The sequence below is a fragment of the Streptomyces sp. LS-MS-L19 genome, assembly GCF_058382285.1.
On the sequence record NZ_JBYCLL010000001.1, the window covers coordinates 2,274,326 to 2,296,025 of the forward strand.

Below are 21,700 nucleotides of genomic sequence, written 5' to 3' on the forward strand. Positions count from 1 at the left end.
CCCCCTAGGCTCGGGGTATGCAGATCGCGCTCCGAGAGGTCCATGACAGTGATCTGCCGGTCTTCTTCCGGCAGATGAACGATCCCGAGGCCCTGCACATGGCCGCGTTCACCCCGAAGGACCCGGCCGACCGGGACGCCTTCGACGCCCACTGGAAACGGATCCGGGCCTCGGACGCCGTGCACCGCACGGTGCTCGCGGACGGGGACGTGGTGGGCAGCGCGGCGGTGTACGGCGAACCCGGCGAGCGCGAGGTGACGTACTGGATCGACCGCGCCTACTGGGGGCGCGGTATCGCCACGGCGGCCCTGCGCGAGCTGGTCGTCCAGGTGCCCGAGCGTCCCCTGTACGCCAGGGCCGCCACCGACAACACCGGCTCCCTGCGCGTGCTGGAGAAGTGCGGGTTCCGGATGACCGCCCGGGCCTGCGGGTACGCCAACGCGCGCGGCGCGGAGATCGAGGAGTTCGTCCTGGTGCTGGACGCCTGACACCGCCGTAGCGGCAGCGTTGTATGAGCGTCCGATGAGAAAAGCGGACGCATGGGAACGATTCGTTCGCGCCTGATCGTCCTCTGAGTGGGATGAACAAGACGATCAGGCGCGCATCGGTCTTCGCGCTGCTCCTGGTGTTCGCTCTGCTGGTTCGGGCGACCTGGGTGCAGTTCTACGAGGGCCAGGCACTCGCGGACGACAAGGACAACCGGCGGAACGTGATCGAGACGTACTCCTCGCCGCTCGGGAACATCATCGTGGCCGGAAAGGCCATCACGGGTTCCGCGAGGACGACGGGCAGCGACCTCGCGTACAAGCGGACGTACACGAACGGCAAGCTGTACGCGGCGGTGACGGGCTACGCCTCGCAGGCCTACGCCCCGACGCAGCTGGAGGGCATCTACGCCGACCTCCTCAACGGCACGGACAGCCGGCTGAAGACCGTCATGGACACGATCACCAACCAGCGGGCCGAGCCCGGTGATGTGATCACGACGATCGACCCGGCCGTGCAGAAGGCGGCCTACGACACGCTAGGCGACAAGAAGGGCGCGGCCGTCGCGATCGACCCGGCGACCGGCAAGATCCTCGCGGTGGTGTCGACGCCGTCGTACGACCCGTCCTCGCTGACGGACGCCAACACCGCGGGCACCGCCTGGAAGCGGCTCAACGCCGACTCCGACAAGCCGCTCACCAACCGCGCGCTGCGCCAGCCGCTGCCGCCCGGTTCGACGTTCAAGCTGGTGGTGGCCGCGGCCGCGCTGGAGGACGGCCTGTACTCCTCGGTGGACGAGAGGACCGCGAGCCCGGACCCGTACACCCTGCCGGGCACGGTGACCCCGCTAGGGAACGAGAACGCCTCGGCGCCCTGCAAGAACGCCTCGATCCGGGTCGCCCTCGAGTACTCCTGCAACACCGTCTTCGCGAAGATGGCCGTCGATCTCGGCCAGGACAAGGTGAGGGCGATGGCCGAGAAGTTCGGCTTCGACAACGCCGCGCAGGACATCCCGGTGCGGGCCTACGAGAGCGTCTACCCCTCCGGGATGAACAAGTCCTCCACCGCCCTGACCGGCATCGGCCAGTACGACGTCACCGCGACCCCGCTCCAGATGGCCATGGTCTCCGCGGCCATAGCCAACGGCGGCAAGCTGGTGACACCCCACATGGTCTCGACGATCACCGACAACGGCGGCGACGTCCTGAAGAACTACGACGACGAGGCGAGCGGCACGCAGATCGTCAGCTCGCGGACGGCGGAGCAACTCCAGTCGGCGATGCAGTCGGTGGTGACGGACGGCACCGCCACCAACGCGAGGATCGACGGTGTCACGGTGGGCGGCAAGACGGGCACCGCCCAGCACGGCGAGAACAACAGCCAGACGCCGTACGCCTGGTTCACGTCCTACGGGAAGGCGGACGGCAAGGAGGTCGCCGTGGCCGTGGTGGTCGAGCAGTCGAACGCGGCCCGCTCGGAGGTCAGCGGAAACGGACTGGCCGCCCCCGTGGCCAAGGCCATGATGGAGGCGGCCCTCAAGAACTGAGCGGTTCCGGTGGTTACTTGGCCCCGAGCAATTGCTCGATGGGGTCGATCGCGAAGTACACCAGGAACAGCGCGGCCGTCCCCCACAGCAGCCAGTGGATCTCCTTCGCCTTGCCGAGCACGAGCTTGATCACGACGTAGGCGAGGAAGCCCGCCCCGATGCCGTTGGTGATCGAGTAGGTGAAGGGCATCACGGCGATGGTCAGGAACGCCGGGATCGCGATGTCGTAGCGGTCCCAGTCGATGTGCTTGACCTGGGTCATCATCAGGAACCCGACGGCGACCAGGGCGGGCGCGGCGGCCTGGAGCGGCACGATGGTCAGGAGCGGGGTCAGGAACAGCGCGAGGCCGAACAGCCCACCGGTGACCAGGTTCGAGAAGCCCGTGCGCGAGCCCTCGCCGACCCCGGCCGCCGACTCGATGTACGACGTGGCGGAGGAGGCGGACGCGGCGCCGCCGGCCACCGCCGCGGCACCGTCGATGAGGAGCACCCGGCCCAGGTTGGGCACCTTGCCCTCCTCGTCCAGCAGCCCCGCCTCCGCGCTGATGCCGACGACCGTGCCCATGGTGTCGAAGAAGTCGGACAGGATCAGCGTGAAGATCAGCAGGACGACGGTGATCACACCCACGCCGGGCGCGCTGAAGGCACCGAACAGGCTGAAGTGACCGATGAGTCCGAAGTCGGGGGTGTCGACGATCTTGTCGGGCCAGGCCGGGGTCGTCAGTCCCCAGGTCTTGATGTCGGCGATGGAGTTGATGATCATCGCGAGGATCGTCATGGTCACGATGCTGATCAGGATCGCGCCCTTGACCTTGCGGGCGAGCAGCCCGATCGTCAGCAGCACGCCGAGACAGAACACCAGGATCGGCCAGCCGCTGAGGGCGCCGGTGCCCCCGAGCTGCACCGGCACGGTGGTGTTCGCCGCGTCGGGGATGCGGCTGACGAATCCCGCGTCCACGAAGCCGATGAAGGCGATGAACAGCCCGATGCCGACGCTGATCGCCTGCTTGAGGGGTTGCGGGATGGCTCTCATGACGGCCTCCCGCAGGCCGGTGACCACGAGGACGCAGATCAGCAGGCCTTCCAGGACGACCAGCCCCATCGCGTCGTCCCAGCTCATCAGCGGGGCGATCTGGAAGGCGACGACGGCGTTCAGCCCGAGCCCGGCGGCGAGCGCGAGCGGCAGGTTGCCGCCCACGCCCATGATGATCGTCATCACCGCGGCCACCAGGGCCGTCGCGGTGGTCAGTTGGACCGCGTCCAACTGGTGCCCGAACTTGTCCTTCGCGCTGCCGAGGATGATCGGGTTCAGGACAAGGATGTAGGCCATCGTGAAGAACGTGGCGAAGCCGCCTCGTATCTCCCGGGTGAAGGTGGACCCCCGTTCGGAGATCCTGAAGTACTGGTCGACGGACATGGTGGCTGCTCCCTGGTGCCTGAATGATCTGTGTGCGGATGCTGGCTGGATTGTCCTCGTGTTGAACCCGGTTCGGGTTTTCCCCGTGTTACGGAATCGGACCCGATGAACCGGACACCGTTCGAAGACCCGTACGAGAACATGCACACGATCCACTGCTACGCTTCCGGATCTCGTCCCGGCACGCCCGGAACGATCACATGTCATTCACATGACACCCACCGTGAGAGAGGTAGTCCGTGGGCACTGTCGTCGACGACGACGCCTCCGTGGAGTTCCATGCCTTCTTCGAGCGCCATTACGCCGAACTGTCCCGTCTCGCCCATCTGTTGACCGGTGAGTCGGACGCGGCGGACGATCTGGCCGCGGACGCGTTGCTGGCGCTGTGGCACCGCTGGGACCGGGTGCGTGCGGCCGACCACCCGGCGGCCTACGCGCGCGGGGTGGTCGCCAACCTGGCCCGCACCCGCATCCGCAGCGCGGTCCGCGAGCGCCGCCGGATCGCCCTGTTCTGGTCCCAGCGCGAGGAGAAGGTCGAGAACCCGGACGTGGCGGGCGTGGTCGACGTCCAGGAGGCCTTGCGCAGGCTGCCGTTCCGCAAGCGGGCGTGTGTCGTGCTGCGGCACGCCTTCGACCTCTCCGAGAAGGACACCGCGCTGGCCCTCGGTGTGTCGGTCGGTACGGTTAAGAGCCAGACCTCGAAAGGGATGGCCGAGCTGCAACGGCTGCTCGGCACCCGGAACGCCCCGCTGAGGATGCAGGCCGCGATGGCACGCACCGGTGACGCCGGAGGAAGGGACCGATGACCATGCAGCGGGACGTGCACGGCGAACTGCGCGCCCGGCTGCAGGGCGCGGCCGAGGAGCACGAGCCGAACCGCGAGCGGATCCTCGCCCGCGTCGAGCGCGGCATGTCGGAGCAGAGCCGCCCCGACCACCGGGCGACCCGGCCGCCGGTGTACGGCTGGGTGCGGGTGGTCAGCGCCACGGCCGCGGTCGCCTGCGTCCTGGGGCTCGGTGGCTACGCGGTGGCGTCCGCGGTCAAGGACGAGCCGACCGCGCAGAAGTCGGTCGCCGCCACGGACACGCCCACCCCGTCCCCCGACGCCACGAGCCGCCCGCCCGCCCCGCCGGCGGATCCGACCCCGCGCTCCACCCCCACCCGGAAGCCCGACAGGCCGAGCGGTACGCCCTCGCACACCCCGAGCGCCTCCACCCAGGTGCAGGCCTCCGGGGTGAAGGACGGTCCGCTGTGGTCGGACGGCTCGGTGGACCCGCACAGCAACGAGTTCTGGGCGCAGAGCAATCTGACTTTCAAGACCTCCGAGCAACTGACCGCGCTCACGGTCGAGTTGAGGATCGCGCAGACCGGCGGTGTCACCAACGCCGGCGCCTGGCGGTCGCTGCCCGAGGACGACTTCACGCTCACGGTCGCCGAGAAGGACGGTTTCCTCGTCTACACCTGGGTGCTCAAGGACGGCCGTACGGTCCCCAAGGGCGAGTGGGTGTTCGCCGGGCAGTACAACCACGAGCGTGGCGGCCGGGACGCCAAGGACGACGCCTACACGGCGACGGCGGCCACGAAGTCCGACGAGCTCGCCGTGAAGGGCGGCTTCGCGGCGACGGATGACGGTTCGGCGGACGACGGGGACTCCTAGGTGTCGTCTCTTGGGCTGACCTTTGGCTGATCTTGTGCTGAAGTGATACTTCTGGGTCCGAAGTGACACAACCTCACGTTCGTTTCAGACGTCTTTTCCAGTGCACCGACCTGTCGACCGAGCCCCCCTCGGTCGACAGCTGCCGGCTGGAGCCCCCCTCGGGCCGGCACGCGGAACGCCCCGCCTGTGACGACAGGCGGGGCGTTTTCGTCGGTGCGGTTCCCTCAGTCGTGGGGTCCCTTCAGTCCATCGTCGAGCCGACGGTGGTGGAGCCGGTGGTCAGGAAGGGCGTCGCGGGCAGCGAACCGTCCGTCTTGCGGGCCCCGTACGCCGTCGTCGCGTCCACCGACCTGAAAGCGGGCGTGCCCACCCCGCTGTCCCAGGTGTTCGCCACGGACACGGTCGAGGAACCCTGCTCGACCGGACCCCCCTTGTTGCCCACCGCCAGGTTCCGGGCCAGTCGCGCCTTGCCGGTGGCGAAGGAGAACCCGGTCCGGGCGTTGGACCAGGCCGTGTTGCGGTTCAGCACGATCGCCCCGGTGTTGGAGTTCTCGGTGAACCCGTTCCGGGCGTTGTCCCAGGCCGCGTTGTCGTTGACGAGGTGCGCGACCGTGACACCTCCGCCGCCCAGCTCGAACCCGTTGCCGTCGCCCTCGAAGGCGGGGTCCCTCCAGCGGTTCCTTCCGTTGCCGTAGGCCCAGCTGTGCTCGACGGTGACCGGTGAGGAGAACTGCCAGAGGTCGATCCCGTCGTCCGCGTTGTCGTAGAGGCGTGCGCCGGTGATCCGGTTGCCGGTCCCGGAGCCGAACTTGACGGCGATCCCGTCGGCGTTCCGGCCGTGCCCGGCGGGGTCGTAGTTGCCGTGGCTGTCCAGGTTCTGGACGAGGTTGTCGCGGGTCCCGTCCCCGCGCAGGGTGAATCCGGCGTCCCCGTTGTCCGCGGTGACGAGGTTCCTGAAGACGCCGCCGACGGAGGACGTGACGACGAGCCCCTGGGCCGGGGAGTTCTGGAAGGTGAGGTTCTGCACGGTCCAGTGGTCGCCGTCGATCCCGGCCAGCCAGGACCCGGCGGGGAGCCTGGACCCGTCGATCCGTACCTTCTCGTCGCCGTACGGCCGCAAGGTGATGCGTGCCGAACTCGTGCCGTCGGCGGTGGACTTGAGGCTGGCCGCCGGTGTGTAGGTGCCCGCGCGGACCAGGATCGTGGTACCGGCGGTCGCGTTCCGCACCGCGGCCTCCAGCTGGGCCGTGCCGGAGACGACGACCGTCGAGGACGCGGCCTCGGCGCCGCCGCCCGACAGGCCGAGGTGGACGCCGCCCGCGCCCGCCGCGACGGCGACCGCCGCCGCGACGGAGAGCGTGCGGGTACGGCGGTGGCGTCCGGTGCTGTGACGCACGGGGGCGTTCCTTTCCTCGGCGACGGAGACGCCCTGGAGTCGCCGCCGTGACCGGCGAGGTTGCCGTACCTCGACGAAAGCAACCGAAACTTTCGCTGCTTCTCCTCGCACCCTCATCGATTGACGTGCTGTTTTCCGCTCGTAACACTCCGAAGGCGCGCACCGCCCCCAACAGAAACCCCCACACCCCCACACCGCTGGAGCGACATGCGCCCCCGTATCCTCCTTTTCGCCTGTCTCTCGTTACTCCTGGCCCTGCTCACCGCACCGCCCGGTTCCGCCCACTCAGGAGCTCCACCCGTGACCCACCCCCAGTACGCCGGCTATCTCTTCGCCTACTTCACCGGCGAGGGCACCGCCGACGGCGAGCAGATCCGCTACGCCCTCAGCCGCGGCAACGACCCCCTGCACTGGCGTGAGCTGAACCAGGGCCGGCCCGTCCTGACGTCGACGACCGGCGAGAAGGGGCTGCGCGACCCCTTCGTGATCCGCTCCCCCGAAGGCGACAGGTTCTATCTGATCGCCACCGACCTGCGCATGTACAAGAACAGCAGCGGCAGCTGGGACGAGGTCCAGCGGCACGGCAGCAAGTCGGTCATGATCTGGGAGTCCACCGACCTGGTCCACTGGACCGACCAGCGGCTGGTGAAGGTGGCTCCGGACAACGCGGGCAACACCTGGGCCCCGGAGGCCTACTGGGACGACAGCCTCGACGCGTACGTCGTCTTCTGGGCGTCGAAGCTGTACGCCGACGACGACCCCGGGCACACCGGATCGACGTACAACAAGATGCTGTACGCGACCACGAAGGACTTCCGCACCTTCAGCGCGCCGAAGGTCTGGAACGACCCCGGCTACTCGGTGATCGACTCGACGGTCGTCAAGTACGAGGACTCCTACTACCGCTACACCAAGGACGAGCGGGACCCCACCTCCAGCTCGCCCTGCGCGAAGTTCATCACCGGCGAGAAGTCGAAGAGCCTGACCGCGACCACGTACCGGCTGGTGGCGGACTGCATCGGCAGCGGAGCGATGGACCGCGGTGAGGGACCGACGGTGTTCAGGTCCAACACCGAGAAGAAGTGGTACCTGTTCATCGACGAGTACGGCGGCCGCGGGTACGTCCCCTTCGAGACCACCGACCTCGACTCGGGCAGGTGGACCGCGTCCACGGACTACCAGCTGCCCGCGAGTCCCCGGCACGGCACCGTGATTCCGGTGACGCGGCAGGAGTACGACCGGCTGCTGGCCGCGTACCCGTCCACGCCCACCTCCGTCGTGGACGCGACCGCGCAGGGTCAGAAGGGGTACGCGATCGTCACCGAGGCCGCGTCGAAGGTCGTGCTGCCGATGCGGCCGGGCACCGATCTCGCCCGGCTGGCACCGGAGTTGGCGGTCGGCGAGGGGGCCCGGGTGAGCCCCGCGTCCGGCACCCGGCGGGACTTCCGCACACCGCGGACGTACACGGTGACGGCGGCCGACGGGACCACCCGCAGATGGACCGTCGAGGCCGTGCCGACCGGCAGTCCGGTCCTGCCCGGCCTGAACGCCGACCCGGACGTTCACCATCTGAACGGCGAGTACTGGATCTACCCCACGACCGACGGCTTCCAGGGCTGGGGCGGCACGAAGTTCAAGGCGTACTCGTCGAAGGACCTGGTCCACTGGAAGGACCACGGGGTCATCCTCGACCTCGGCGCGGACGTGTCGTGGGCCGACAGGTACGCCTGGGCACCGGCGATCGCCGAGCGGGACGGGAAGTACTACTTCTACTTCTGCGCCGAGCAGCAGATCGGTGTGGCGGTGGCGGACTCCCCCGCCGGGCCCTTCAAGGACGCGCTGGGCAAGCCGCTGGTGGCGAAGGGCGGCGCGCTGCCGGGCCAGATGATCGACCCGGCCGTCTTCACGGACGACGACGGGACGTCGTACCTCTACTGGGGCAACGGGCACGGGTACGTGGTGCCGCTCGACGACGACATGACCTCGTACGACCCGGCGAAGGTGAAGGACATCACCCCGGACAACTTCCGCGAGGGGTCCTTCGTGATCAAGCGGAACGGCACGTACTACTTCATGTGGTCCGAGGACGACACCCGCAGCGAGGACTACCACGTCGCCTATGCGACGGGACCGTCCCCGCTCGGCCCGTGGACCAAGAAGGGGACGATCCTGTCCAAGCGTCCCGAGTACGGCATCCTCGCCACCGGCCACCACTCCGTGGTGAACGTCCCCGGCACCGACGACTGGTACGTCGTCTACCACCGGTTCGCCCTGAACGGGCCGGGGAGGCCGGGCGGGGACGGCATGCACCGTGAAACGACCATCGACCGCATGGAGTTCGCGGCGGACGGCTCGATCGAGCCGGTGGTGCCGACCCTCGAAGGAATCCGGCCGGTGAAGAACTAGCTGACGAAGTACGTCGGGTTGGGCAGCTTGTACGTCCTGTCGGCGTAGCCGCCGTCGAGGTCGGAGTACTGGTCGCCGAAGTTGGCGATGATCTCGTACCCGAGGTCCTTCTCGATGTGCTGCCGGGTACCGGACTTGTACTGCACGGTGGTGCAGGTCCAGGTGCCGGGCGTGGCGCAGGCGTTCAGGTAGGACGGCGGGTTCGCCTTGTCCTTGAGGAACATGTGGTCGGCGTCGAGGTTCACGTCGGCGCCGATCTTCTTCAGGTTCTCGACGGCGGCGGTCCGCTGCGCCTCGCTCAGACCGGAGTTGTAGAAGACCTCGACGCCCTTCTTCTCGGCGTACTGCACCAGCTCGGCGCTGCCGAAGACCCCCGGGCGGTCGGCCCTGTTCACGTAGTCGGCCCAGGTGGTGGCGTTGTACGTGTAGTTGTAGCGCTTCTCGTAGTCGAGGCTGAGCAGCAGCGTGTCGTCGATGTCGAAGACGACGGCGGGCTTCTCACCCCGGTGGTGCGCCTTGCGGGCGGCCTGGTCGATGTACTTCCGGGCCGCCTTGTCGATGGACGCCAGGTCCTTGGCGTAGGGGCTGGTGGGCGACGCCTGGTAGACACCGTTCGCGTCGGCCGCGGTGCCGTAGTAGGTGTCGATGTCCTTGACCAGGAGCCCGATGTTGTAGGGCTCGTGCGTGGAGTTCGCCGTGGACTGGCCGGCGGTGGCCGCGCCGGCGCCGTAGAGGGCGCCGGCGGCGACGGCACACGCCGCGGTGACGGCTGCGATACGCAATGGCTTATGCATGACAGACGTTCTACGCGCGTCACCATGTCGGGCGCGAGACCCGCCCGGTAAAAAACGGGTCAAGCGCCCTGGAGCTGCTAGTCCATGGTCGCGCCGATGGTGGTGCTGCCCGTGGTCAGGAAGGTGGTCGCGGGCAGGGTGCCGCTGGAGGAGCGGGCGTTGTACGTCGTGGAGGCGTCCGTCGACCGGAAGGCGGGGGTGCTGATCCCGCTGTCCCAGTTGTTGCCGGACGAGGTGACCTTGGAGCCCTTGTTGACCGAGCCCCCGCCGTTGCTCACCGCGAGGTTCTTGCCGAGCTTGGCGGAGCTGGTGGCGAAGTAGTAGCCCCACTTGCTGTTGGCGTAGGCGGTGGTGCGGTTGATGACGAGGGCACCGGTGTTGGAGTTCTCGGTGAAGCCGTTGCCCGCGTTGCCCCAGGCGGCCGAGTTGTTGATGACGTGCGCGACGACCTCGCCGTCACCGCCCAGCTTGTAGCCGTTGCCGTCGCCCGCGAAGGCGGAGTCGGACCAGCGGTTGACGCCGTTGCCCATGGACCAGGTGTGCTCGACGGTGACGGGCGAGGAGAAGGACCAGAAGTCGATGCCGTCGTCCGAGTTGTTGTAGAGGCGGGCCCCGGTGATGAGGTTGCCGGTGCCGGAGCCGAACTTCACGGCGATGCCGTCGGCGTTCTCGCCGTGGCCTGCGGCGTCGTAGTTGCCGTAACTGTCGATGTTCCTGACGGTGTTGTTCACGGTCCCGTCGCCGGTGAGCGTGAACCCGGAGTCACCGCCGTTGATGGTCTTGATGTTGTTCCAGACCGTGCCGGTGCAGGACTGGCACACCACCGCGCTGTCCGGGGAGTTCTGGAAGGTGATGTTGGAGACGTTCCAGTAGTCGGCGGTCAGCTTGAAGATCCAGTCGCCGTCGGGCAGGTTCGAGCCGTCGATCTTGACGGTTTCCGAGCCGTACGCGGTGAGCGTGACCGGCGCGGAGGAGCTGCCGTTGGCCGTGGACTGGAGGGTGGCCGTCGGGTAGTAGGTGCCGCCGCGGACCTGGATCACGGTGCCGGCGGTGGCGTTCTTGATGGCGTTGGACAGGTCGGTGGAGTTGCTGACGACCACGGTCGCGGCCTGCGCCTGGGTGGGGAGGACGGCGAGGCCCGAGCCGAGGGCGAGGGCGGCGGTGGCGACGAGAGCGGTACGACGAGACATGGGGAGCGGGTCCCTTCGTGTGCGGGTGGGGGGGACGGTGCACAGGACGGACGGTTCACAGCACCTGGTCGAGCCAGCTGTAGACCTCGTCCTGCATGCGGTCGACGAAGACGTGGCCCAGGTCGGGCCAGGTCTTCAGGTGCAACCGCTCCCCGGCGTGGCGGGAGTGCCAGACGGCGCGCAGCTTGTCGTACGCCACGCGGACGCCGTCGGCGGGGAACAGCGCGTCGAGGGCGCCGTTGAAGAAGAGCATCGGCCTGGGTGCGGCGATGCTCGCCACGTCGGGGAAGTCGAGGAACCGGGGCAGGCCCGGGTGGAGCATGTAGTAACTGGACTGCCCGCGCAGGGTGTTGTTGCCGGGCACCATCATTTCCTTGAGGCCGGTCATCCAGCAGACGGACGCGGTGGCCGCGATGTGGTCGGTGAGCGCGGCCGTCTGCCAGGCCCGGTAGGCGCCCATGGAGAACCCGACGGCGGCGATCCTGCCGGCCTCCACGTTCTTCAGTCCGGCCAGGAACCCGGCGGCTCGGGCGTCCTCACGGGCCATGAGCCCGGCGAGCGAGGAGCCCAGGTTGTAGAAGTTGCTTGCCAGTGCCTGCTGTTGGTCGTAGGTGACCGGTCCCCGGTCACCCCAGCCGAGCGCGTCCGCGCACAGCACGACATAGCCGCGCCGGGCCAGCTCGTCGCCGACGAACCGGCCGCTGAAGTACTTGTCCGCCCAGGCCTGCGCGGAGCCGAGCCGGGTGTCGTCGTACCAGGGCCGGACCAGCTTCTCCTTGCCGATGTCGAACTTCGCCCCGTGGTCGTGGAGCAGCAGCACGGCGGGGAACGGCCCGGGGCCGTGCGGGGTGAGCAGGGCGGCGCGGACGCGTTCGTGGCCGGTGAGGGAGAGGGTCACCAACTCCCGTGTGTAGCCGTCGCCTTGAGCGGTGCCGGTGTACTCCGGTGCGTACGGCGTCCCGTCCTGGCTCGGGACGAGAAGGTGCTCCTCGACCACGGCCCTGGCTTTCCGGCGCCAGGTCCGGAAGTCCCGCACCGGTGAAGTCCCCCACGCCAGCGGAAAGTTCAGCTCGGCCTTGAGCGCCGGGTGGAAGTCGGGCAGCGGGCCCTCGACCACCCCCGCCGCGGCGGGACTCACCGCTCCCCCGGCCAGCACGGCCGCCCCGGCGCCCACCACGAACGCCCTGCGCCCGAAGGTGTCATGGCCGCCCATACTGCCTCCCGGTGCCGGCGTGCGTGAGGACGTGGTGCTCCACCGCCCTGGCCGTGGTGAGCGGCCGGTGGTCGTAGACGTCGGCCGGGTTCCAGCCCACGTCGTCGGTCAGTCCGAGACCGGCAGCCACCGAGTTCAGGTGGGCCGGACGGCCGTCGATCCAGGAGCCGCTGTCGTGGAAGTGCTCGCCTCCGTAGCGGGCGAGGGTCGCGTCGTACCGGAAGACGTTGCGCTCGGAGAAGAGGGCCGACTCCACACCGGCACCCAGGGCGTAGAGCGGGGTCCGGCGCCGGGACACGTACACGTTGTTGACGACGTGCACCTGTCCGAAGCGGACGCGGGGGCCGCGCTGCACGATGTCGGTGAAGAGGTTCCGCAGGAAGGTCACCCTGAGGTGTCCGCGGTCGCGGTCTCCGCGGCCGTCTCCCGACCCGACGAGGAGCGCCTTGTCGTGGTCGGTGAACCGGCTGTCGGAGACCGTGATGTAGTCGGAGCCGTCCTCGATGTCCAGCAGTCCGTCGTGCCGCCCGACGCGCTCGCCGTGGAAGCCGGCGGGCGCCTCGCGGTCCGGGAAGCGGCCGTCGGTGAAGGTGCAGTGGTCGACCCAGATGTTCCTGCCGGTGATGACGGTCATCGCGTCGAAGCGGGCGTTCCAGCTGCCCTGTGTTCCGTCACCGGGCGACCAGGTGGTGAAGTGGTCGACGGGCGCTTCGAGTTCGAGGTTGCGCACGATGATGTTCGTGCCGGTGTTCACCGTGAGGAAGACGCCCAGCAGCCGGGCGTCGCCGCCGACACCGACCAGCGTGGTGTTGCTCGGCACGGTCAGCTGGATCTGGGCCTTCTCCTTGTTGGAGCCGGTCTGGCGGAGCTGCCGCTGCTGCTTGCAGTAGTCGTGGCGGGTGTCGGACCAGGTGGTGCCGTCCTCGCCGAAGCAGGACATGTACTGGGCGAGGTCGTAGCCGGGGGCGTAGTCCTGCTCGCCGAGCAGCGAACCGTCCTCCGCCTCATGGCCGTTGACGTCTCCGACGACCCGGATGACCTTGGGCGCGGTGGGGTCGCCCGCGTTGTCGAGCGCGGTCTTGAGTTCGGCGCGGCGGTGCACGGTCCAGGTGGTGCCGCCCGCTCCGCCGGTGGTGCCGGTGCCCAGGGAGCCCCAGCCGACGGGACCGCGTCCGCCTGCGGAGGCCTGGGGCGCGGCCCCGAGGAGACACGCGCCGGCGAGGAGGACGGCGGCCGCCCTGCGCACGGGGCCGACGGCCGCCCTACGCACGCGGGCACCAGTCGCCGAGGTAGGTGCGCTTGGTGTGCAGAGCGGCTTCCTCGGCGGTGAGTTGGGGCCGGTTCTCCGGGACGGTGACGACCGCGCCGGGACCGGAGTTGCCGTACTCCCGAAAGCGCATGGTCTGCCAGGGGTACTGCTCGCGCATGTTGGTGTACGGGGTCACCGGGTCGATCCCCGGCCCGATCCGGCTGTCCCGCACCACCAGGGACGGCCAGGCGGTCGTCTCGTACGACGGCACCCAGGGCCGGGCCAGCTTGTACGCCCCGTCCTCCGCGCCGGAGGTGATCCGGGAGCGGACCGCGAGGATGCCGTACGGGTTGGCGCGGGCGGTGGAGGGTGCGAAGACCATGCCCTTGGGGGTGAAGCCGACGTCCCGCTGGAGGGTGTGGAAGTGGCACTCCTCGAAGACGGCGGTGGCCCGCCCGAAGACGAAGTCGACGTCTCCCTCGATGTGGCAGCGGCGGAAGTACTGCCGGTCGAAGGAGGCGAGGGCGGTGGTCTCGACGAAGAGGGTGTCCTGGTGGGCCAGGAGGCGGACGTTCTCGAAGTGGGTGCGGTCGCCGAAGGTGTAGGCCGCGACCGCCTGGGTGCCGGTGATCTCGGGATGGTCGGCGCGCAGCCAGTCGTTGGCGAGGGTGAGGTCGCGGACGGTGAGGCCGGGAGCCGCGGAGGTGAAGGTGGCGGAACCCGCGGTGCCGTAGGTGCCGGAACCGTCGGGTTTCTGGGTGCCGTTGGCGTTGTCGTACACGATGACGGCGGCACGCGGGTCGCGGACAGCACCGCGCAGGGTCAGCTCCGCTGCGGACGCGGGGATGTTGACGACCTCGCGATACGTCCCCGGGTGCACGACGATCGTCCAGCCGGGGCCGGTGACCGCGTCGACGGCGGCCTGGACGGAGTCGCCGGGGCGGACGTGGAGGACGCGGCGGCCTCCGGCGGCGTAGGCCGGGGCTGCTCCCGCCACCGTGAGTCCGAGACCGGCCGCGAGAAGGGTGCGTCGGCGCATCAGCAGGTCTCCTTCCACGGCTTCCATTCGCCGAGGTAGGCCTCGCGGGTCGCCGACTCCGCCTGCTCGCGGGTCAGTTGGGGCCGGTTCTCCGGGACGGTGATCCGGGCGCCCGGACCTGTGGTGCGGTACTCGGCGAACCGCTGGTTCTGCCAGGGGAAGGCGTCCGACATGTTGGTGTAGGGGGCGACCGCGTCGATGCCGGGGCCCAGCCAGGTGTCGCGGACGGTGAGGCTCGGCCTGGCGGTGGGGTCGGAGCTGGGCACCCACGGCCGCGCCAACTTGTAGGCGGCGTCCGGGGCTTCGCTGCTGACACGGCTCCTGGTGACGAGGTAGCCGCGCGGGTTGGCCCCCGCCGTCGAGGGCGCGAACACGAAGCCGTACGGCGGCGCCGCCAGGTCGGTGCGGTTCAGGGTGCGGAAGTGGCAGTGCTCGTAGACGGCCGTGGCCCGGCCGAAGACGAAGTCGACGTCTCCCTCGGCGTAGCAGTGCGCGAAGTACTGGCGGGCGAAGGAGGTGAGGGCGATCGAGTCGGCGTACAGGGTGTCCTGGTGGCCGAGGAAGCGGCAGTGGTGGAAGGCGGAGCGGTCGCCCTGCACCTTGATCGCGACGGCCTGGGTGCCGGTGATGTCGGGGTGGTCGGCGCGCAGCCAGTCGTTGGCGAAGGTGATCCAGCGGGCGGTGAAGCCGTCGGCCTGCACGGTCGTGGTGGCCGAACCGGTGGTGCCGTAGGTGCCGCCGCCGGGCTTGGGGGTGCCGGCCGCGTTGTCGTAGACGATCACGACGTCCCGGGGGTCCTCGGAGGCGCCGATCCAGGTCGCCTCGGTGCGGGTGGCGTCGACGGCGACGGTCTCCCGGTAGGTGCCGGGGGCGAGGACCAGGGTCCAGCCGCTGCCGGTGGCGGCGGTGACGGCGGCCTTGACGGTGGTGTGGTCGCCCCGGCCCCGCGGGTCGACGTACAGGGTCTGCGGGGTGAGCCGGGCGGACGGCGACCCGAAGCGGCCGAACGGGCGTCGGCCGCGGGCTGCGGAGGCGGATGCTTCGGCGGCCTGGGCGGGGGTGGGCGTCAGCGCGAGGGCGGCTGCCGCTCCGCTGCCCGCGAGCAGGAAACCCCTTCTGGACAGGGGGAGTTGGGCGTGGTGCGAGGACATGCGGGTGCTCCTTGGGAACGCGGCTCTGGGGGTGGGGTGCCTCGCGTGGGGAGTGGAGATGGAGGTCGAGGGAGGTGGCCGGGGCGGCCGCTGGATTCCGCCCCGGCCGGTCAGGAGGCCGGCGTCCGCCGGCGGACCCGGCCGTCAGGGAACCGGAGTCCACCAGCGGACCCGGCCGGTCTCGATGGGGTTGGTGCCAGCCGGCCCCTCAGGTGCGAGGGGACGGCGTCAGCGGCCCCGGGCCGGTTTCGATGGGGCCGGTCAGCTGGCTCCTCAGGTACGAGGGCCGGTCCCAGCAGCCCCGGCCGGTTTCGATGAGGCCGGTTCCGGCAGTCCCCTCAAGGGCGAGGGGCCGCTTCCAGCAGGCGCCTCTGGGACAAGGGACCGGGTGTCGCCCCCTCGGGTACGAGAGGCCGGTCCCGGCAGACCCGCCCGGTCGAAGGGGGCCGTGTCAGCACACGCGCCCCGCGCCCGCGCCGCGGTCGACGATGGTCGGGACCTTCTTCGTGGGGTCGACCTTCGTGCGCAGGGTCGGGGTCCAGCCCGCGCCCGATTCCAGCGTCTCGGCGGGGATCTCCGCGTTGTGGACGGCGATCAGGTCGGTGAGCTTGCCGTTGACGTAGTTGTCGGCGGCGGTGAGCGGCGAGACGTTCCACCGCTTGAGCACCTTGGCCGCGCTGATCCCCGTCGGCAGCGTGAACGCGTTGTGCTCGGCGACGAGTTGGGACTCCTTGCCGATGCCGAAGCTGTAGGCGTAGTCGCTGTTCGCCACGAAGTGGTTGTTGTAGGAGTCGACCTGCCCGAAGCGGACGCGGGGTGCGCGCTCGACGAGGTCCGAGAACAGGTTGTGGTGGAAGGTGACCTTGAGCTTGCCCCGGTCCCCCACCGCCGTGGACTCGCTGTCGCTGTTGCCGATCAGGATCGTCTTGTCGTGGTCGGCGAAGACGTTCCAGGAGGCGGTGACGTAGTTCGCGCCCCGGACGATGTCCAGCTCACCGTCGTGCTGCTGGTAGAGCATGCCGAAGTAGGTGGGCGCGGCGCTGTCGGGGTGGCTGCCGTCGGTGAAGGTGTTGTGGTCCAGCCAGACATGGGTGGAGCCGTAGACGACGGCGGTGTCGTACTCGGAGTTCCAGTTGCCGGTGGAGCCGTCCGTCGGGTCCCACTGCGGGAAGCAGTCGATGGGGCTCTCGAAGGTGAGGTTGCGGACGATGACGTTGTCGACGGCCTTGATCTGGAGGCTGGCCCCCTTGAACCCGGCATCGCGGCCGACCCCGATGATCGTCGTGTTGGCCGGGACGTTCGCCTTGATCGTCTGGTCCTGGTTGGCGGCCGAGGCGCGGCGCAGGCCCTCGGGGCTGTCGTCGGGCTCGGCGCTCAGGTCGGTGTCCAGGCCCCAGGCCTCCGGCGAGTACTTCGCCAGGTACGCGTCGAAGTCGTAGCCGGGAGCGGCGAGCGAGTCGCACCCTTCCGACACGGCGTCGATGGTCCCCTTCACCTTGATGATCTTCGGTGCGCTGCCGCCGGCGGCGAGGGCGGCCTTGAAGCCGGCCCAGTCGGTGACGGTGTAGACGTGGGCGGCGTCGGCGGCCGCGCCCCCGGTGGTGCCGGTGCCGTAGGAGGCCCAGCCGTCACCGGCGGCGAGGGTCTCGCGGGCCGTGTCGTGGCCCTTGGCCTGGGCGGTGGTCCCGGTGACCGCGAGGACCAGGGCGGTGCAGCCCGCTACCGCCACGGCCTTCGTCACTGCCTTGGTAATGGCATGCCCATGCCATGTCTGTGCGTTCATGGTGCGGCTCTCTTTCGACTGCGAAGAGGTGCGAAGAAGGAGGGGTCAGACGGTGGCCGGTGGCGGCCAGGTGATCCAGGACTCCGGGATCTCGGCATCGAGCCGGCGCACGTCCCGGGGCGCCAGCACCCGCCGGTGCAGCAGCTCCCCGGCGACCAGGCGGGCCACCGCGATGGCACCGGGCGGGTTGAAGTGCGTGTTGTCCTGCTCGGTCGCGGTCCAGTTGAAGTACCGCTTGGTCTCCTCGACCCCGAGCTGCTGCCACAGCGCGATCGACAGGGCCTGGATGTCGAGCAGCGCGACGCCTTCCTCGGCGGCGAGCGCCCGTACGGCGGCCGGGTACTCCTTGTGGGTCGGCACGGCGTTGCCGCTCGCGTCGAACTTCCGCCGCTCGACCGAGGTGGCCAGCACCGGCCGCGCGCCCCGGGCCCGAGCGCCCTCGATGTACAGCCGCAGGTAGTCCTGGTACGTCGACCACGGCTCGGTGTACCGGGTCGGGTCCTCGGACTTCTCGTCGTTGTGCCCGAACTGGATGAGCAGGAGGTCACCGGGCTTGATCAGCCCGAGGATCGCGTCCAGCCGGCCCTCGTCGACGAAGGACTTGGAACTCCGCCCGTTCACCGCGTGGTTGGCGACGGCCAGGTCCTGGCAGAGGAAGAAGGGAAGCGCCATGCCCCACCCGGTCTCGGGAGCGGCGTCGGAGTACTTCTGGGCGGCGGTGGAGTCGCCCGCGATGTAGAGCGTGCGTGTTCTGCGCGGAGCGGCCTGAGCGGTACCGGTCGCCGCGAAAGCGACGGGCACGGCACCGAGCGCCGCCACGGTGACTTGTCTACGAGTCAGTGACAACGTACGTGACCTTTCCTACCTAGGGGCGCGGGGAACTGCGCGACCAGCCACAACCGGCCGGCAGCTCCCCACGAGCGCAACCCGAGCTCTAGCCGTTCTGCTCCTTCCACTCCGCCTGAGCCTTGTTCAGCTGGTCGGCCATGGTGTCCAGGAAGTCCTTCGCACTCATGTCCCCGAGCAGCACCTTCTGGAAGTTCGGCTCGTTGTCCGCCTTGGAGATGGTGTTCCAGTCGGGCAGGTAGTACGGCAGCTGGACGATCGACGTGGAACCGTCGGTCAGCGCGGCGGCGGCGAGCTTCGTGGGCTCGGCCTCGGAGATCCACGAGTCCTTCGCGGCGTCGTTGTTCGACGGCACCTGCCCGGCCGCCTTGTTGAACTTCGAGTTCTCCGCGTGCGAGGTCGCGAACTCGATGAACTTCCACGCGGCGTCCTTGTTCTTCGAGCTCTTGAACACCCCGAGCCCGTCGACGGGGTTGGACACCTGGACCCGCTTGCCGTTCGCGCCGATCGGCTGCGGGATACCGCGGAACTTGTCGACCCCGAGCGCCTTCACATGGTCCTGGTACGACCCCAGGTTGTGGTTCAGCATGCCGATCGTGCCGGAGTCCCACTGCGCGACCATCTTGGTGAAGTCGTTGTTGAGGTCGGCCGCCGGAGTGTCCTTCTTGTACAGCGCCGCGTACTTCTCCAGCGCCGCCACGTTCTTCGGGTCGTTGAGCGTGGTCTTGTCGCCGTTCCAGAACGAGGTGATCCCGCTCTGCCCGTACGCGGCGTCCAGGGCCTGGGCGATGGATCCGGCGCCACCGCGGATGGTGTAACCGAACTCGTTCTTCTTGGCGTCGGTGAGCTTGTCGGCCGCCTCGTAGAACGTGTCCCAGGTCGTCGGCTCGTCCAGGCCGGCCTTCTTGAACAGGTCGGTCCGGTAGTACAGCACGCCGTTGTTGGCGGAGGTCGGGATCGAGTACAGGGTGCCGTCCCCGCCGCCCGCCGCCTTCAGTACGCCGACCATGTCCTCGTTGAGCTTGCCGTTGAGGGAGGACCCGGCGAGCCGGTCGTCGAGCGGCTCCAGCGCGTTCTGCGCGGAGAACCCGGCGAGCATGGCCGCGCCGACACCGCCGACGTCCGGCAGGCCGCCGCCCTGGATGGCGGTGTCGACCTTGGACTGGTACTCGGTGGAGGCGATGCCGACGTACTCGACCTTGATGTCGGGGTTGGCCTTCTGGAAGTCGGCGATGATCTCCTTCCAGATGTCGGTGCGCACACCGCCGTTGTTGTCCCAGAAGACGATCTTGCCCTTGCCGCTGCCCTCGTCGCCCTTGTCGCCGCCGGCCCCGCTGCCGTCGTCACCGCAGGCGGTGGCGGTCAGCGCCAGGACGGACCCGAGGGCGACGGCTATGGCAGCGCGCCTGCTTCTGCGGATGCTGATCTTCATTGGTCGGCTCTCTTCTTCTTCTGATTCCAGCGGAGATGTGAAGTTGTGGGGGGAGTCAGTGACGGGCCTGCGGCGCCCAGCCGTCCGTGCCCTTGAGGTAGTTCGCGACGGTGTACGTCCGTGCGTCGGCGGCGGCGAGCTGCGGCCGGTCCGCGCTCGGGACCGCGCCCGGGCCGGAGTTGCGGTACTCGGCGAACCGCGCGTCCTTCCACGAGAACCCGCTCATGTCGGTCCACGGGGCGGACTTCACGGCGGCCGGTAGCTCCGTGTCCCGGATCAACACCTGTGCCACGGCGGCGGGTTCACCACCGGGGTGCCACGGCCGTCCCAGATGGAAGGTGCCTGCCGGTGCGTCGCTCACGATCCTCGACCGGGTGATCAGGAACCCGTACGGGTTGCCCGTCCAGGTCGAAGCGGCCGTGATGTAGCCGTTGTTGGAGTCCGAGCCACGGCTCAGCGCCCGGATCACGGAGCGCTCGATCACCGTGGTCGCCCGGCCGTAGACGAAGTCGACGTCGCCCTCGATGTACGAGTCGCGGACATAGACCCGGCTGATCACGTCCAGCTTGGGGCTGTCGGTCATCAGGGTGTCCTGGTTGCCCAGGAAGGCGGTGTCCTCGAAGACGATCCGGTCACCGGTCGTCTTCATCGCGAGGGCCTGCTCGCCCTTCAGCTCGAAGGCGGCCTCGTCGAAGTCGTTGCTGAAGGTGAGGTGCCGGGCGATGACGTCGTTGGCGGCGATCCGGACCGTCGCGCTGCCCGTCGAACCGCCGTACTCGGCGGGGGTGTCGTAGACGATGACGGTGTCGGACCGGTCCTGTCCAGTCCCCTGGAGCACGATGTTCGGCTTGGTCGCCGGGATGTACACCTTGGCCCGGTAGGTGCCCGGCGCGACGGCGATCGTCACCGGCACGGCGTTCCGGTCGGGCACGGCGTCCACGGCGGCCTGCACGGTCGGGTAGTCGCCGGGGACGTGCAGGGTGACCCCGATCCGCTGCTGCGGGCCGGAGAGACGGGACACCAGGGCGGGCACGGCGGCGGCCGGGTCGAGCCGGTAGCGGTAGAAGGAGCGGGGATCAAATGCCTTGCCCCACGCGTCCGTTCGCCCGCTCGTGTTCTTCAGGACGGACCCGCGCTGCACCAACTCGGCGGTGGCATCGGCCTGGTAGGGGTGCTGGACGCCGTCGTAGTAGCTGTTCTCGATGACCATCTTCGTCCGGCCGCGCGCCCAGTTCCCGTACGTCCACACCGGGTCGCCGTCGGCGACCTGCGAGGACAGGTAGTTGTTGTAGAGGTGCGCGTAGGCCAGGTTGTCCGCCGAGGGGTTGCGCTGCTTGGTGCCGCGGAACCAGTTGTGGTCGATCGTCATCTCGGTCTGGACGTTGGTGGTCCAGCCGATCCCGAACGCCTTGTTGTGGTCGGTGAACTGGTTGTAGGAGACGGTGATGTACCGGCTGTCCTTGCGGATGTCGAGCAGCCCGTCGCCCATGTGCGTGAAGCGGTTGTGGTCGATCCACACGTGGTCGACGGTGTCCATCTGGATCGCGTCGAAGTCGGTGGTCTTGCCGTCCCAGTCGCCCTCGACGTAGGAGTCGCGGATCGTCAGGTTGCGGATGATCACGTTGTGCGTGCCGGGGTTGAGATGCAGCTCGCCGTGGACGATCTCGCCGGTGTCACCGACCCCGATGATCGTCTTGTTCGAGCCGACCACGATGTCCGAGCCGAACGGTTCGACGGCGATCGACCCCGAGACCCTGATGACGTACGGCTCCTCGGCGGCCGCGTAGGCGGCCAGCGAGGCCTGGTCGGTGACGGTGACGACCTTGCCGCCGGCCCCTCCGGTGGTGCCGCCGGCGAGGGCGGCGAAACCGTGCGGCCGGTCGCCGAGACGGTCCGCGGAGGCCGGAGCCGCCAAGGGCTGCGCCCCGGAGGCCGGTGCCACAGAAGCGCGTGCCTCTCCGACCGCCCCGAGGCCCAACGCGGCCACGAGGCCGAGCACGGCGGCCGCGACTCGGCCGCGCCCTGGTCTCTGCAAGCGCTTGCTATGAAGGTGCTGCGTCATTGCGGCTCCCAACAGGCTTACGGGTTCGGTGCG

The 21,700-nt window shown here is 69.2% G+C and carries 17 protein-coding genes; 5 read left to right on the forward strand and 12 right to left on the reverse strand.

What is annotated here, in order from left to right:
* Positions 1–17: 17 nt before the first annotated feature.
* Positions 18–488: a GNAT family N-acetyltransferase gene (locus AC2XR2_RS10045; RefSeq protein WP_381298793.1), complete on the forward strand. Its 471-nt coding sequence runs from the start codon at positions 18–20 to the stop codon at positions 486–488.
* A gap of 92 nt (positions 489–580) precedes the next feature.
* Positions 581–2,032 carry a peptidoglycan D,D-transpeptidase FtsI family protein gene (locus AC2XR2_RS10050; protein ID WP_491514832.1) on the forward strand — a complete coding sequence of 484 codons (1,452 nt, stop codon included), beginning with the start codon at positions 581–583 and terminating at the stop codon, positions 2,030–2,032.
* A 13-nt stretch (positions 2,033–2,045) separates the two neighbouring features.
* Here AC2XR2_RS10050 and AC2XR2_RS10055 read toward each other — a convergent pair whose 3' ends face one another.
* Positions 2,046–3,449, reverse strand: a complete 1,404-nt coding sequence (locus AC2XR2_RS10055; RefSeq protein WP_381298791.1) for an NCS2 family permease — start codon at positions 3,447–3,449, stop codon at positions 2,046–2,048.
* A 239-nt stretch (positions 3,450–3,688) separates the two neighbouring features.
* On the opposite strand from AC2XR2_RS10055, the gene AC2XR2_RS10060 reads away from it, so the two are divergent.
* On the forward strand, positions 3,689–4,255 hold the full coding sequence (locus AC2XR2_RS10060; protein ID WP_330267770.1) for a SigE family RNA polymerase sigma factor: 567 nt from the start codon (positions 3,689–3,691) through the stop codon (positions 4,253–4,255).
* Positions 4,252–5,106, forward strand: a complete 855-nt coding sequence (locus tag AC2XR2_RS10065) for a hypothetical protein (RefSeq protein WP_491514833.1) — start codon at positions 4,252–4,254, stop codon at positions 5,104–5,106. The genes AC2XR2_RS10060 and AC2XR2_RS10065 overlap by 4 nt, the downstream gene beginning before the upstream one ends.
* 241 nt (positions 5,107–5,347) lie before the next feature.
* On the opposite strand, the gene AC2XR2_RS10070 is transcribed toward AC2XR2_RS10065, so the two are convergent.
* Positions 5,348–6,502 carry a right-handed parallel beta-helix repeat-containing protein gene (locus AC2XR2_RS10070; RefSeq protein ID WP_491514834.1) on the reverse strand — a complete coding sequence of 385 codons (1,155 nt, stop codon included), beginning with the start codon at positions 6,500–6,502 and terminating at the stop codon, positions 5,348–5,350.
* A gap of 207 nt (positions 6,503–6,709) precedes the next feature.
* Here AC2XR2_RS10070 and AC2XR2_RS10075 point away from each other — a divergent pair, with 207 nt between their 5' ends.
* A complete protein-coding gene (locus tag AC2XR2_RS10075; RefSeq protein ID WP_491514835.1) occupies positions 6,710–8,908 on the forward strand; it encodes a glycoside hydrolase family 43 protein in 2,199 nt (732 codons plus the stop codon).
* On the opposite strand, the gene AC2XR2_RS10080 is transcribed toward AC2XR2_RS10075, so the two are convergent.
* From AC2XR2_RS10080 to AC2XR2_RS10125, 10 genes are all read right to left on the reverse strand, one after another.
* Complete coding sequence (locus tag AC2XR2_RS10080) at positions 8,905–9,702, reverse strand: HAD family acid phosphatase (protein ID WP_491514836.1); 798 nt, start codon at positions 9,700–9,702, stop codon at positions 8,905–8,907. The genes AC2XR2_RS10075 and AC2XR2_RS10080 overlap by 4 nt on opposite strands.
* 77 nt (positions 9,703–9,779) lie before the next feature.
* Positions 9,780–10,892: a right-handed parallel beta-helix repeat-containing protein gene (locus AC2XR2_RS10085; RefSeq protein ID WP_491514837.1), complete on the reverse strand. Its 1,113-nt coding sequence runs from the start codon at positions 10,890–10,892 to the stop codon at positions 9,780–9,782.
* Positions 10,893–10,947: 55 nt separating this feature from the next.
* Positions 10,948–12,105 (reverse strand): dienelactone hydrolase family protein, encoded by a 1,158-nt coding sequence (locus AC2XR2_RS10090; RefSeq protein WP_491514838.1) that lies wholly within the window; start codon positions 12,103–12,105, stop codon positions 10,948–10,950.
* On the reverse strand, positions 12,092–13,375 hold the full coding sequence (locus AC2XR2_RS10095; protein WP_491514839.1) for a pectate lyase family protein: 1,284 nt from the start codon (positions 13,373–13,375) through the stop codon (positions 12,092–12,094). The genes AC2XR2_RS10090 and AC2XR2_RS10095 overlap by 14 nt, the downstream gene beginning before the upstream one ends.
* The gene (locus AC2XR2_RS10100) at positions 13,368–14,393 is read right to left on the reverse strand and encodes a pectinesterase family protein (protein ID WP_491514840.1); all 1,026 of its coding nucleotides are present in this window, start codon (positions 14,391–14,393) and stop codon (positions 13,368–13,370) included. Before AC2XR2_RS10100 ends, AC2XR2_RS10095 begins: the two co-directional genes overlap by 8 nt.
* Complete coding sequence (locus AC2XR2_RS10105) at positions 14,393–15,544, reverse strand: pectinesterase family protein (RefSeq protein ID WP_491514841.1); 1,152 nt, start codon at positions 15,542–15,544, stop codon at positions 14,393–14,395. The genes AC2XR2_RS10100 and AC2XR2_RS10105 overlap by 1 nt, the downstream gene beginning before the upstream one ends.
* A gap of 451 nt (positions 15,545–15,995) precedes the next feature.
* Positions 15,996–17,327 carry a pectate lyase family protein gene (locus AC2XR2_RS10110; protein WP_449348927.1) on the reverse strand — a complete coding sequence of 444 codons (1,332 nt, stop codon included), beginning with the start codon at positions 17,325–17,327 and terminating at the stop codon, positions 15,996–15,998.
* Positions 17,328–17,372: 45 nt separating this feature from the next.
* Entirely contained in the window at positions 17,373–18,173 is an 801-nt protein-coding gene (locus tag AC2XR2_RS10115) for a rhamnogalacturonan acetylesterase (RefSeq protein WP_491514842.1), read from the reverse strand.
* 88 nt (positions 18,174–18,261) lie between these two features.
* Positions 18,262–19,605, reverse strand: coding sequence for an ABC transporter substrate-binding protein (locus AC2XR2_RS10120; protein WP_381298779.1), 1,344 nt, complete (start codon positions 19,603–19,605; stop codon positions 18,262–18,264).
* 55 nt (positions 19,606–19,660) lie between these two features.
* Positions 19,661–21,667 (reverse strand): pectinesterase family protein, encoded by a 2,007-nt coding sequence (locus tag AC2XR2_RS10125; RefSeq protein WP_491514843.1) that lies wholly within the window; start codon positions 21,665–21,667, stop codon positions 19,661–19,663.
* Between the last annotated feature and the right edge of the window lie 33 nt (positions 21,668–21,700).

Coding starts and splice junctions, on each gene's coding strand:
- AC2XR2_RS10125 (WP_491514843.1), bottom strand. CDS start 21,667: ATGACGCAGCACCTTCATAGCAAGCGCTTGCAGAGACCAGGGCGCGGC.
- AC2XR2_RS10110 (WP_449348927.1), bottom strand. CDS start 17,327: ATGAACGCACAGACATGGCATGGGCATGCCATTACCAAGGCAGTGACG.
- AC2XR2_RS10105 (WP_491514841.1), bottom strand. CDS start 15,544: ATGTCCTCGCACCACGCCCAACTCCCCCTGTCCAGAAGGGGTTTCCTG.
- AC2XR2_RS10090 (WP_491514838.1), bottom strand. CDS start 12,105: ATGGGCGGCCATGACACCTTCGGGCGCAGGGCGTTCGTGGTGGGCGCC.
- AC2XR2_RS10085 (WP_491514837.1), bottom strand. CDS start 10,892: ATGTCTCGTCGTACCGCTCTCGTCGCCACCGCCGCCCTCGCCCTCGGC.
- AC2XR2_RS10050 (WP_491514832.1), top strand. CDS start 581: ATGAACAAGACGATCAGGCGCGCATCGGTCTTCGCGCTGCTCCTGGTG.
- AC2XR2_RS10080 (WP_491514836.1), bottom strand. CDS start 9,702: ATGCATAAGCCATTGCGTATCGCAGCCGTCACCGCGGCGTGTGCCGTC.
- AC2XR2_RS10055 (WP_381298791.1), bottom strand. CDS start 3,449: ATGTCCGTCGACCAGTACTTCAGGATCTCCGAACGGGGGTCCACCTTC.
- AC2XR2_RS10120 (WP_381298779.1), bottom strand. CDS start 19,605: ATGAAGATCAGCATCCGCAGAAGCAGGCGCGCTGCCATAGCCGTCGCC.
- AC2XR2_RS10100 (WP_491514840.1), bottom strand. CDS start 14,393: ATGCGCCGACGCACCCTTCTCGCGGCCGGTCTCGGACTCACGGTGGCG.
- AC2XR2_RS10075 (WP_491514835.1), top strand. CDS start 6,710: ATGCGCCCCCGTATCCTCCTTTTCGCCTGTCTCTCGTTACTCCTGGCC.
- AC2XR2_RS10065 (WP_491514833.1), top strand. CDS start 4,252: ATGACCATGCAGCGGGACGTGCACGGCGAACTGCGCGCCCGGCTGCAG.
- AC2XR2_RS10045 (WP_381298793.1), top strand. CDS start 18: ATGCAGATCGCGCTCCGAGAGGTCCATGACAGTGATCTGCCGGTCTTC.